Raw genomic sequence first — 12,185 nt, forward strand, 5'->3', positions numbered from 1 at the left:
GGGAATCCCCCGGGGGCCTCTTCCCGTCGTCCCGCTCGTCCTCCCGGGTGAACGCCTGGATCAGCCAGGACGAGAACGAACCCGTCACCGCGCCGAGCAGGGCAAGCCCCACGCCCATCATGCCCACCGCCGTCAGGCGGCCCATCGGCGTCACCGGGGTCACGTCCCCGTACCCCACCGTCGCCAGCGTCGCGCACGCCCACCACACCGCGTCCCCGAAGGTGCGGATCGTCGCGCCCGGGGCGCCGTACTCGTAGTGGTAGACGGTCAGCGCCCCCGCGAAGCCCAGCAGGCCGGACGTCATTCCCGCGTACGCCATGACCCGGGCGTAGAGCGTGAGCCGGGGTTTGTCCTGGCGGCGCTGTACCCGGTCGTACACGCTCACCACCCGGAGCGGGCGCAGCAGCGGCAGCACCACGACCACCGTGTCGAGGAAGTGGTGGCGCATGAAGCGGAGCAGGCCGAGACCGCTCAGCCTGACCCGTACGACATAGTCGACGATGAAGACCGCCCACGCCGTGTACGTGAGCGCGAGGCACAGGTCGCGCAGGGGGCCCGCCAGATCATGGGCGAGGATCCGCACCGCGTAGGCGGCGAGATAGACCAGGGCCATCACCGTCAGCGGAATCTCCATCCGGTCGTCCCAGTGCTCCTGCGCGGGCGGGATCAGCGGCCTCTCTCTCATCGGATCAGCATGGCCGCTGCATGGATCTTCCGCCCCGGCGACACGTTCCGAACGGACGACGCAATATGCTGCTCAGCATGACGACTGAGCCGGAACAGCAGATCGGAGTGGGGACGCAGGACGCGTTCCAGCGCCTGTGGACGCCTCACCGGATGGCGTACATCCAGGGCGAGAACAAGCCGACCGGGCCGGGGTCCGAGGACGGCTGTCCGTTCTGCGTGATTCCGTCGAAGTCCGACGAGGACGGTCTGGTGATCGCGCGCGGCCAGGGCGTGTACGCGGTGCTCAACCTCTACCCGTACAACGGCGGCCACCTGATGGTGGTCCCGTACCGGCACGTCGCCGACTACACCGACCTCGACGAGGCGGAGACCGTCGAGCTCGCCGCCTTCACCAAGCGCGCGATGGTCGCGCTGCGCGCGGCCTCCGGCGCGCACGGCTTCAACATCGGCATGAACCAGGGCGCCGTCGCGGGCGCCGGCATCGCCGCGCACCTGCACCAGCACGTGGTGCCGCGCTGGGGCGGGGACACCAACTTCATGCCGGTCGTGGGCCACACCAAGGTGCTGCCCCAGCTGCTCGCCGACACCCGGAAGATGCTGGCCGACGCCTGGCCGGCCACCCTCTGACCCTCCGGGCGCCGTGCGGGACCCGGGTCAGGCGTCGTAGACGTCGGCCTTCTTCGGGCCCGGGTCCTGGATGCCGCCGCTGAGGACCAGAGAGCGGTTGGTGAAGCGCTCCGTGTCCACGTTGTGCTCGTCGAGCAGCTTGATCGTCGCGGCGTGGACGGCGCGGAGCACGGGCGTGGCCATGCGGATGGCGTCGTCGGCCATGAAGCGGTTCTTCCAGGGCGGCCCGGCCCAGACGTGCCGCAGGCCGAAGGGCTCGGGCAGGGTCATCTTGCCGCCGAGGAAGTCCAGGACCGGCGGGTACCAGGTGAGCGGGGCGCGCACCGCGAGCCGCACGATGTCGTTGGTCGTGAGGAGCGGCTGCTGGATCTCCTTCGTCTCCCAGAAGCGGACGGTCTTGGCGACCTCCTTCGTCTTCGCCTTCGGCTTCGTGGTGAACAGGCTGTGGACGGGACCGAGCGCGTGACCGGTGACCTCGATCCGCAGGGTGTCGTGGAGCGAGGTGACGGTGACCATCATCGTGAGGACCAGGTTGCCGTCGTAGAGGGTGAACTGGACGCCGAGGTAGTAGCGGTTGCCCGAGTCGAACTGCTGCTCGTTGCAGATGCGCTGTATCTCGTGCGGCTTGACCTGGTAGTGGACGATGTTGTCGCTCTCGGGACGGGTGACCTCGTCCGCGCCCTCGCCGACCGAGGAGACGATCCAGTGCTTGACGGTCGGCTTGGGGAAGCCGGTCTTGAGCGCGCCGCGATCGAGCAGCGCCAGCTCGTCGTGGATCTTGCGGACGACGTCCCAGGCGCGGAACGCGTGCATCTCCCGGCCGGGCTGGGGGACGAGGTTCTCGGCGAGCGACCAGCTGCCCCAGCGGGGGCCCAGACCGAGGATGCCCTTGCCTCCGGCGTAGAAGACGATGTTGGACTGCTGCTCGGCGGAGAGCTTCTCCAGGTTGAGTCGGAGCGCCTCGGCCGACTTCTCGCCCGGGTCCTGGGGGACGGACTTGGGGACGTGGGGGCCGACCCCGCCGCCGCCGAGCAGGCCGGCCCAGCGCTCGCGCAGGTCGACGGCGGCGTTCAGGCAGATCCGGCTCGCGAGGTACCAGCCGACGACCGGGGCGACGACCATCGCGCGCAGGTAGTTCGGCAGGATCCCGTCGAAGGGCAGCTTGAGCAGGACGAGCACCGCGAAGATCCCGGCGGCCCAGAGGAGGGCCGTGCCGACGGCGCTGTGGCGCTTGTTCTCGGATCCGGAGACGAGGCGGCGCAGCTGGATGACGCCGAGCCAGAGCAGCAGGCCGGGCAGGAAGAGGATGCCGCAGAAGAAGGTGACCAGGGTCAGCTTGACGTCGCGCTGCCTGCGCAGATGGGTGGCGGCCAGGCAGTGCTCGACGACCGGCTGCGGCTCGGCCCCGAAGGACTGGATCAGGGCCTTGCGGGCGCCGCCGAGCATGCGGACCTGGACCGCGCGGGAGAAGGCCTCGCCGAGGTCGGGGCTGAAGAGCCCCCACTTCCCCTCCTTGACCGCGGTCTTGTAGAGCTCGTTGTCGGCTTCCTGGATCGTCTTCAGAGGGCTGTCCCGGTACGCGGCGGAGGCGAGCGCGTTCGTCGCGCCCGTGCCGCCTCCCGTGTTCTGGAGGGGGATCTGAGCCCCGGGTCCGAAACCGTCGATCGCCACTGCCGCCCCCATCGCGCGCGAGTACCTGTGCGGGCTGTTCCCAACTGCCGCGCCCCGCACACCTTCTGAGCTGGGCACCACAGCGTAACCGGGTACGGCACGATGCGTCACGGCCTGTGGATGTCGTCGGCCGAATGACGTCCGCCCGGCAGGCGCCGGGCGGACGTTCATCCCTGTCGCTCCGTCAACTAGGATCCTTTTTCGGCCTGTTCGCGGATCTTCTCCGCCAGGTGCGGCGGCATCGGCTCGTGCCGGGCGTACGTGCGGTCGAACCGTCCGGTGCCGTGCGAGATCGAGCGCAGGTCGATCGCGTACCGTCCGATCTCGATCTCCGGCACCTCGGCCCTGACCACGGTCCGTCCCGGACCGGCCTGATCGGTGCCGACGACGCGGCCGCGCCGCCCCGACAGGTCGCTCATGACCGGACCGACGTACTCGTCGGGGACGAGGACCTCGACCTGGGCGACCGGCTCCAGGAGGTGGACGGGAACGTCGGCGGCCGCCTCGCGCAGCGCGAGCGCCCCGGCCGTCTGGAAGGCGGCGTCGGAGGAGTCCACCGAGTGGGACTTGCCGTCCCGCAGGGTGACCCGGATGTCGACGAGCGGATGACCGGTGGCCACCCCGCGCGCGGCCTGCGCCCGCACTCCCTTCTCGACGGAGGGGACGAACTGGCGCGGGACGGCCCCGCCGACCACCTTGTCGACGAACTCGATGCCGCTGCCCGGCGGCAGCGGCTCCACGTCGATCTCGCAGATGGCGTACTGGCCGTGGCCGCCGGACTGCTTGACGTGCCGCCCCCGGCCCGAGGAGGCGCCGCCGAAGGTCTCGCGCAGCGCCACCTTGTACGGCACGGCGTCGACCTGCACCCCGTACCGGCCGCGCAGGCGCTCCAGGGCGACGTCCTGGTGGGCCTCGCCCAGGCACCACAGCACCACCTGCCGGGTGTCCGGGTTCTGTTCGAGCCGCAGGGTCGGGTCCTCGGCGACCAGCCGGGCGAGGCCCTGCGAGAGCCGGTCCTCGTCGGCCTTGCCGTGGGCCTGGACGGCCAGCGGCAGCAGCGGCTCCGGCATGGTCCACGGCTCCATCAGGAGCGGATCGTCCTTCGCGGAGACGGTGTCACCGGTCTCCGCGTGCCCGAGCCGGGCGACACAGGCGAGATCCCCGGCGATGCACTCCGCCAGCGGGCGCTGCTGCCGGCCGAAGGGCGAGGTGAGCCCGCCGACCCGCTCCTCCGCCTCGTGCAGCTCATGGCCGTTGTGGGACGGGTCTGCGAGGCCGTGACCGGAGACGTGCACGGTCTCGTCGGGGCGCAGCGTCCCGGAGAACACCCGGACCAGGGAGATCCGGCCCACATAGGGGTCGGCGGCCGTCTTGACGACCTCGGCGACCAGCGGCCCCTCGGGGTCGCAGGTGAGCGGGGGCCGGGAGCGGCCGTCGGGGGTGGTGACGGCGGGCGCCTCGTGCTCCAGGGGCGAGGGGAAGCCGCCGGTGATCAGCTCCAGGAGTTCGAGGGTGCCGAGCCCCTGCGTCCCCCCGTCGGCGGCGGGGGCGGCCGCGAGCACCGGATGGAAGGCGCCCCGGGCGACGGCCTTCTCCAGGTCGTCGACGAGGGTCTTCACGTCGATCTCCTCGCCGCCGAGGTAGCGGTCCATGAGGGTCTCGTCCTCGCTCTCGGCGATGATCCCCTCGATGAGCCGGGCACGGGCCTCCGCGATGAGCTCCCGCTGCGCCTCGTCGGGCGGGCTCTCCCGGCGCACCCCGGAGGAGTAGTCGAAGATCCGCTCCGAGAGCAGGCCGACCAGGCCGGTCGCGGGCGCGTGCCCGTCGGCGCCCTCGGTGCCGCGCACCGGCAGATAGAGGGGGAGGACGGCGTCGGGGTCGTCCCGCCCGAAGAGCCCGGCGCAGACGGCGGTGAGCTCGGTGAAGTCGGTACGGGCGGTGTCGAGGTGGGTGACGACGATGGCGCGGGGCATGCCGACGGCGGCGCACTCCTCCCAGATCATCCGCGTGGACGCGGCGACGGCGTCGGCCTCCTGGGCGGCCGAGACGACGAAGAGGGCCGCGTCCGCCGCGCGCAGACCGGCCCGCAGCTCCCCGACGAAGTCGGCGTACCCGGGGGTGTCGAGGAGATTGATCTTGTATCCGTCCCAGCCGACCGGGACGAGGGAGAGCTGTACGGACCGCTGCTGGCGGTGTTCGATCTCGTCGTAGTCGGAGACGGTCGCGCCGTCCTCGACCCGACCGGCCCGGTTGACCGCCCCCGCGGTCTGCGCGAGGGCCTCGACGAGGGTCGTCTTGCCCGATCCGCTGTGGCCGACCAGCACCACGTTCCGCACGGCCGAGGGCCGGTCGGCCGTAGGAGCCCTGCCGGCGGCCCCGGCGGGCGTCTTCGCCTTGTCACCCATGATGTGTTCCTCCCGACTGCTCACAGTGCTCGCACGGTGCGGCGGGACGCGGGCGCGGGGGAGTGGTGTGTCGCGGTACGGCTCCAGCGGTGCCCGCGGTGGTCCTTCGAGCTTTGCACCGACGCCAGGAAGCGTCCATACGTCGTACACCCCGGAGGCCCCGGGAGGGACGCCCGACGCGGCGGGGCGGGTGCCCTCCGGTGTGCCGGGACGCGCGTGGCTACGATGGGTGAGCCGGTGGTCATAGGGGCCGCGCGGCCCACCGAACCTCGGGAAGGCCATGCTGAACAAGTACGCGCGTGCCTTTTTCACGCGTGTCCTCACACCGTTCGCCGCGTTTCTGCTCCGCCGGGGCGTCAGCCCCGACGCGGTCACGCTCATCGGCACGGCGGGGGTGATGGCCGGTGCGCTGGTCTTCTTCCCCCGCGGAGAGTTCTTCTGGGGAACGATCGTCATCACCCTGTTCGTCTTCTCCGACCTCGTCGACGGCAACATGGCCCGGCAGGCGGGGATCTCCAGCCGGTGGGGAGCCTTCCTCGACTCGACGCTCGACCGGGTCGCCGACGGCGCGATCTTCGGCGGCTTCGCGCTCTGGTACGCCGGCAAGGGCGACGACAACATCCTGTGCGCCGTGGCGATCTTCTGCCTGGCGAGCGGCCAGGTCGTCTCGTACACCAAGGCCCGCGGCGAATCGATCGGCCTGCCCGTCGCCGTGAACGGCCTGGTCGAGCGCGCCGAGCGCCTGGTGATCTCGCTGGTCGCCGCCGGCCTCGCCGGACTCCACAAGTTCGGCGTCCCCGGGGTCGAGGTCCTGCTCCCGATCGCCCTGTGGATCGTGGCCGTCGGCAGCGCCGTGACCCTGGGGCAGCGGGTCGTGACCGTGCGCCGGGAATCGGCCGAGGCGGACGCCGCCACGGCCGGGGGCGGCGGGGCGGCCTCGTGAGCACCCTGAAGGAACGCCTGAGCGACGGACTGTACGGCGCCGGCTGGGCGACCGTGAAGAAGCTGCCGGAGCCGGTGGCGACGGGCCTCGGCCGACGGATCGCCGACCTCGCGTGGAAGCGGCGGGGCAAGAGCGTCCTGCGGCTGGAGTCCAACCTCGCGCGCGTGGTGCCGGACGCCACGCCCGAGCGGCTCGCCGAGCTGTCGCAGGCCGGCATGCGCTCGTACATGCGGTACTGGATGGAGTCCTTCCGGCTGCCGACCTGGAGCAAGGAGCGGGTCGAGCGGTCCATCGACATCAAGGACCGCCACTACCTGGAGGAGGGCCTCGCCTCCGGGCGCGGGGTCATCCTCGCCCTGCCGCACCTCGCCAACTGGGACCTCGCGGGCGTGTGGGTGACCCGCTCGGTCGGCGTGCCGTTCACCACGGTCGCGGAGCGGCTCAAGCCGGAGTCGCTGTACGACCGGTTCGTCGCCTACCGCGAGTCCCTCGGCATGGAGGTCCTGCCGCACACCGGCGGCTCCGCCTTCGGCACCCTCGCACGGCGGCTGCGGGCCGGCGGCCTGGTCTGCCTCGTCGCCGACCGCGACCTGTCCGCCTCCGGCACCGAGGTCACGTTCTTCGGGGACACGGCACGGATGCCGGCGGGCCCGGCGATCCTCGCCCAGCAGACGGGCGCGCTGCTGCTGCCCGTGACGCTCTGGTACGACGACACGTCGGTCATGAAGGGGCAGATCCACGCGCCGATCGACGTACCCGAGTCAGGTACGCGGGCCGAGAAGACGTCCGTGATGACACAGGCGCTCGCCGACGCGTTCGCCGGAGGCATCGCGGACCACCCGGAGGACTGGCACATGCTGCAACGACTGTGGCTCTCGGACCTGGACGAGCGGGGGGGACCGGGCGCGTGAAGATCGGGATCGTCTGCCCGTACTCCTGGGACGTGCCGGGCGGCGTCCAGTTCCACATCCGTGATCTCGCCGAGCACCTCATCCGGCTCGGCCACGAGGTCTCCGTCCTCGCCCCCGCCGACGACGACACGCCGCTGCCGCCGTACGTCGTCTCGGCCGGGCGGGCCGTTCCGGTCTCGTACAACGGCTCGGTGGCCCGGCTCAGCTTCGGCTTCCTCTCCGCCGCGCGGGTCCGCCGCTGGCTGCACGACGGCACCTTCGACGTCGTCCACATCCACGAGCCGACCTCGCCGTCGCTCGGACTGCTCACCTGCTGGGCGGCGCAGGGGCCGATCGTGGCCACCTTCCACACCTCGAACCCGCGCTCACGGGCCATGATCGCCGCGTATCCGATCCTCCAGCCCGCCCTGGAGAAGATCAGCGCCCGCATCGCGGTGAGCGAGTACGCGCGCCGCACGCTCGTCGAGCACCTCGGCGGCGACGCGGTCGTCATCCCGAACGGCGTCGACGTCGACTTCTTCGCCCGCGCCGAACCGAAGAAGGAGTGGCAGGGCGAGACCCTCGGCTTCATCGGCCGCATCGACGAGCCCCGCAAGGGCCTGCCCGTCCTCATGCGGGCCCTCCCGAAGATCCTCACCGAGCGGCCGGGCGCCCGGCTGCTCGTGGCCGGACGCGGTGACGAGGAGGAGGCGGTCGCCCCGCTCCCGGCAGAGATGCGCTCGCGCGTCGAATTCCTCGGCATGGTCAGCGACGAGGACAAGGCGCGGCTGCTGCGCAGCGTCGACGTGTACGTGGCGCCCAACACCGGCGGCGAGAGCTTCGGCATCATCCTCGTCGAGGCCATGTCGGCCGGCGCGCCGGTCCTCGCCTCCGACCTGGACGCCTTCGCGCAGGTCCTCGACCAGGGCGCGGCCGGCGAACTCTTCGCCAACGAGGACGCCGACGCGCTCGCGGACGCGGCGATCGCGCTCCTCGGGGACGGGCCGCGCCGCAAGGAGCTCAGCGCTCGGGGCTCGGCCCATGTGCGGCGCTTCGACTGGGCGACGGTCGGGGCGGACGTCCTCGCGGTGTACGAGACGGTGACGGACGGGGCGGCGGCTGTGGACACGGACGAACGAACGGGCGGCCTACGGGCCCGCCTGGGCCTGTAGGCCCGGAGCCGGGCCGGGCGGTGCCCCTGCGCCCCGCCCCCGCGCGAGCCCGCGCCCAGCAAGGCGCCGGCCCACAACGGGGCAAGGCGTCGCCCCGGCGGAGACGAGTGGCCACAGCAGGCGGCGGGCAGGGTTGCCCGTATGGATGCGATCACCCGGCTCGACCTCGGGCACTTCACCCGCCCCGCCCACGAGTGGGAAGGGCCCCACGCCCGCGTGGAGCCCGTTCTCGGGTACCTCGTGCGTCACGCGGGCGTGCGGCTGCTCTTCGACACCGGCATGGGGACCGGGTCCCCGGAGACCGACGCGCACTACCGACCCGTCCGGCACCCCCTGCCCGTCGGCCCGGCCGACGTCGACCTCGTCGTCAACTGCCACCTGCACTTCGATCACATCGGCGGCAACCAGCTCTTTCCCACGACGCCCGTCCTCGTGCAGCGCAAGGAGCTCGCCGTCGCCCGCGCCGGCGGGTACACCATCGACTCGCTCCTGCCCGGCGTCCGGTACGAGGAGATCGACGGCGAGCACGAGATCGGGCCCGGCATCCGGATCGTGCCGACCCCCGGGCACACCGACGGCCATCAGTCGCTCGTCCTCGACCACGGCGACCGGATCACGGTCCTCGCGGGTCAGGCGTACGACTTCGCCCACGAGTTCGGGGCCCCGTACCTGCCCTGGCTCGACCGGCTCGGCGAGCTCGCCGGCGGCCGCCCCGCACGTGTCCTGTTCGCCCATGACCGTGACCTTTGGGAAGGTGTGCTGCCGCCGCCCCGGTAGCCTGTGCGCCCGTGACCGAAACCCTGATCTGGACCGTCGTCGCGCTGATCCTCATCGGCGTCTATCTGAGCTGGACCGCCGGGCGGCTCGACCGGCTGCACTCCCGCATCGACGCCGCCCGCGCCGCCCTGGACGCGCAGCTCCTGCGCCGGGCCTCGGTCACCCAGGAGCTCGCCACCTCCGGCGTCCTCGACCCGGCCGCCTCGATCGTCCTTTACGAGGCCGCGCACGCCGCCCGGCAGGCCGAGGAGGACCAGCGGGAGGTCGCCGAGAGCGAGCTGAGCCAGGCACTGCGGGCCGTCTTCGGCGAGCCCGAGCAGGTGGAGCTCGTACGGCAGGCGCCCGGCGGCGAGGAGGCCGCGGGCGAGCTCGCGCAGGCCGTCCGCCGCGTCCCGATGGCCCGCCGCTTCCACAACGACGCCGTCCGGGCGGCCCGCGCCCTGCGCCGCCACCGCAAGGTCCGCTGGTTCCGGCTCGCAGGCCACGCGCCCTTCCCGCTCGCCTTCGAAATGGACGACGAGCCGCCCGTCGCCCTTGCTGATCGTCCGACCTGACCCTCGTAGCCTGGGAAAACGATCCACCGGGTCCACATTGGCCCTTGATGTGGACCGCAGGTGGCCTGTTTCCTCATCTTGTCGTCAACCCCGTTGTCACGAGTGAGGTATCCGTGTCCACCACGCCTTCCACCAGCTTCCAGTCCCCCGAGACCGGCACCGCGCGCGTGAAGCGCGGCATGGCCGAGCAGCTCAAGGGCGGCGTGATCATGGACGTGGTCAACGCCGAGCAGGCGAAGATCGCCGAGGACGCCGGCGCCGTGGCCGTCATGGCCCTGGAGCGGGTCCCCGCGGACATCCGCAAGGACGGCGGCGTCGCCCGCATGTCCGACCCGAACATGATCGAGGAGATCATCGGCGCGGTCTCCATCCCGGTCATGGCCAAGTCCCGCATCGGCCACTTCGTCGAGGCCCAGGTCCTGCAGTCCCTCGGCGTCGACTACATCGACGAGTCCGAGGTCCTGACCCCGGCCGACGAGATCAACCACTCCGACAAGTGGGCCTTCACGACCCCCTTCGTCTGTGGCGCCACCAACCTGGGCGAGGCCCTGCGCCGCATCGCCGAGGGCGCGGCCATGATCCGCTCCAAGGGCGAGGCCGGCACCGGCAACGTCGTCGAGGCCGTCCGTCACCTGCGCCAGATCAAGAACGAGATCGCCAAGCTGCGCGGCTTCGACAACAACGAGCTGTTCGCCGCCGCCAAGGAGCTGCGCGCCCCGTACGAGCTCGTCAAGGAGGTCGCCGAGCTCGGCAAGCTGCCGGTCGTGCTGTTCTCCGCCGGTGGTGTCGCCACCCCCGCCGACGCCGCGCTCATGCGCCAGCTCGGCGCCGAGGGCGTCTTCGTCGGCTCCGGCATCTTCAAGTCGGGCGACCCGGCCAAGCGTGCCGCCGCCATCGTGAAGGCCACCACCTTCTACGACGACCCGAAGGTCATCGCGGACGCCTCCCGCAACCTGGGCGAGGCCATGGTCGGCATCAACTGCGACACCCTCCCCGAGTCCGAGCGCTACGCGAACCGGGGCTGGTAAGCACCCATGAGCACGCCCGTAATCGGTGTCCTGGCCCTCCAGGGCGACGTACGGGAGCACCTGATCGCCCTGGCCGCGGCTGACGCCGTGGCCAGGCCGGTCCGGCGCCCCGAGGAGCTCGCCGAGGTCGACGGCCTGGTCATCCCCGGTGGAGAGTCCACCACCATCTCCAAGCTGGCCGTCCTCTTCGGCCTGATGGAGCCGCTGCGCGAGCGCATCGCCGCCGGCATGCCCGTGTACGGCACCTGCGCCGGCCTGATCATGCTCGCCGACAAGATCCTCGACCCGCGCTCGGGCCAGGAGACCTTCGGCGGCATCGACATGATCGTCCGCCGCAACGCCTTCGGGCGGCAGAACGAGTCCTTCGAGGCCGGTGTGACCGTGACGGGGATCGACTCTCCCGTCGAGGGCGTCTTCATCCGCGCCCCGTGGGTGGAGTCCGTCGGCGCCCAGGTCGAGGTGCTCGCCGAGCACGAGGGCCACATCGTCGCCGTCCGCCAGGGCCGGGCCCTCGCGACCTCCTTCCACCCCGAACTCACCGGCGACCACCGCATCCACGAGCTGTTCGTGGACATGGTGCGCGCGGAACGGTGACACGATCCCGGTAGGATCTCTGGGGTTCGTTCAAGAAGTTGGTTACGCGAAGGAGACAGGCAGATGTCCGGCCACTCTAAATGGGCTACGACGAAGCACAAGAAGGCCGTGATCGACGCCAAGCGCGGCAAGCTCTTCGCGAAGCTGATCAAGAACATCGAGGTCGCGGCCCGCACCGGCGGTGCCGACCCGGAGGGCAACCCGACGCTCTTCGACGCCATCCAGAAGGCGAAGAAGAGCTCGGTCCCGAACAAGAACATCGACTCCGCGGTCAAGCGCGGCGGCGGCCTCGAGGCCGGCGGCGTCGACTACGACACGATCATGTACGAGGGCTACGGCCCGAACGGTGTCGCGGTGCTCATCGAGTGCCTCACCGACAACCGCAACCGCGCCGCCTCCGACGTGCGCGTCGCCATGACCCGCAACGGCGGCTCCATGGCCGACCCGGGCTCGGTCTCGTACCTGTTCAACCGCAAGGGCGTCGTCGTGCTCCCCAAGGGCGAGCTGTCCGAGGACGACGTCCTCGAGGTCGTCCTCGACGCGGGCGCCGAGGAGGTCAACGACCTCGGCGAGAACTTCGAGGTCATCAGCGAGTCCACCGACCTGGTCGCGGTCCGTACCGCCCTCCAGGGGGCCGGCATCGACTACGACTCGGCCGAGTCCCAGTTCGTCCCGACCATGCAGGTCGAGCTGGACGAGGAGGGCGCGCGCAAGATGTTCAAGCTGATCGACGCCCTGGAGGACAGCGACGACGTGCAGAACGTCTTCGCCAACTTCGACGTCAGCGACGAGGTCATGGAGAAGGTCGACGCCTGATCGCGGGCTTCTCGGCAGCGG

General features: G+C 71.3%; 12 protein-coding genes. 9 read left to right on the plus strand and 3 right to left on the minus strand.

The window, feature by feature from the left end; translation table 11 throughout:
- Positions 1-685: potassium channel family protein (locus CCN56_RS10730; protein ID WP_107484128.1), on the minus strand; the 685-nt coding region annotated here is incomplete at its 3' end.
- Between the two features lie 65 nt (positions 686-750).
- Between CCN56_RS10730 and CCN56_RS10735 the strand changes: the two genes are divergently transcribed.
- Entirely contained in the window at positions 751-1,314 is a 564-nt protein-coding gene (locus CCN56_RS10735) for an HIT domain-containing protein (RefSeq protein ID WP_030692008.1), read from the plus strand.
- Positions 1,315-1,341: 27 nt separating this feature from the next.
- On the opposite strand, the gene CCN56_RS10740 is transcribed toward CCN56_RS10735, so the two are convergent.
- On the minus strand, positions 1,342-2,997 hold the full coding sequence (locus CCN56_RS10740) for a hypothetical protein (RefSeq protein ID WP_179199788.1): 1,656 nt from the start codon (positions 2,995-2,997) through the stop codon (positions 1,342-1,344).
- Between the two features lie 176 nt (positions 2,998-3,173).
- Positions 3,174-5,390 carry an elongation factor G-like protein EF-G2 gene (locus tag CCN56_RS10745; RefSeq protein WP_086825881.1) on the minus strand — a complete coding sequence of 739 codons (2,217 nt, stop codon included), beginning with the start codon at positions 5,388-5,390 and terminating at the stop codon, positions 3,174-3,176.
- A 280-nt stretch (positions 5,391-5,670) separates the two neighbouring features.
- Here CCN56_RS10745 and pgsA point away from each other — a divergent pair, with 280 nt between their 5' ends.
- From pgsA to CCN56_RS10785, 8 genes are all read left to right on the plus strand, one after another.
- Positions 5,671-6,333, plus strand: coding sequence for a phosphatidylinositol phosphate synthase (gene pgsA, locus CCN56_RS10750; protein WP_086825883.1), 663 nt, complete (start codon positions 5,671-5,673; stop codon positions 6,331-6,333).
- Complete coding sequence (locus tag CCN56_RS10755) at positions 6,330-7,244, plus strand: phosphatidylinositol mannoside acyltransferase (protein ID WP_086825885.1); 915 nt, start codon at positions 6,330-6,332, stop codon at positions 7,242-7,244. The genes pgsA and CCN56_RS10755 overlap by 4 nt, the downstream gene beginning before the upstream one ends.
- Positions 7,241-8,395 (plus strand): glycosyltransferase family 4 protein, encoded by a 1,155-nt coding sequence (locus CCN56_RS10760; protein WP_086825887.1) that lies wholly within the window; start codon positions 7,241-7,243, stop codon positions 8,393-8,395. The genes CCN56_RS10755 and CCN56_RS10760 overlap by 4 nt, the downstream gene beginning before the upstream one ends.
- Before the next feature lie 141 nt (positions 8,396-8,536).
- Positions 8,537-9,172 (plus strand): MBL fold metallo-hydrolase, encoded by a 636-nt coding sequence (locus CCN56_RS10765; protein WP_086825889.1) that lies wholly within the window; start codon positions 8,537-8,539, stop codon positions 9,170-9,172.
- 11 nt (positions 9,173-9,183) lie between these two features.
- Positions 9,184-9,726 (plus strand): membrane protein, encoded by a 543-nt coding sequence (locus tag CCN56_RS10770; RefSeq protein WP_041128272.1) that lies wholly within the window; start codon positions 9,184-9,186, stop codon positions 9,724-9,726.
- A 113-nt stretch (positions 9,727-9,839) separates the two neighbouring features.
- Positions 9,840-10,754: a pyridoxal 5'-phosphate synthase lyase subunit PdxS gene (gene pdxS / locus CCN56_RS10775; RefSeq protein ID WP_041128271.1), complete on the plus strand. Its 915-nt coding sequence runs from the start codon at positions 9,840-9,842 to the stop codon at positions 10,752-10,754.
- A gap of 6 nt (positions 10,755-10,760) precedes the next feature.
- Complete coding sequence (gene pdxT / locus CCN56_RS10780) at positions 10,761-11,348, plus strand: pyridoxal 5'-phosphate synthase glutaminase subunit PdxT (protein ID WP_086825891.1); 588 nt, start codon at positions 10,761-10,763, stop codon at positions 11,346-11,348.
- A 63-nt stretch (positions 11,349-11,411) separates the two neighbouring features.
- Positions 11,412-12,164: a YebC/PmpR family DNA-binding transcriptional regulator gene (locus CCN56_RS10785; protein ID WP_086825893.1), complete on the plus strand. Its 753-nt coding sequence runs from the start codon at positions 11,412-11,414 to the stop codon at positions 12,162-12,164.
- Positions 12,165-12,185: the final 21 nt, after the last annotated feature.

This window comes from Streptomyces sp. NRRL B-24572 (genome assembly GCF_002156145.1).
Taxonomy (GTDB): Bacteria; Actinomycetota; Actinomycetes; order Streptomycetales; family Streptomycetaceae; genus Streptomyces; species Streptomyces vietnamensis.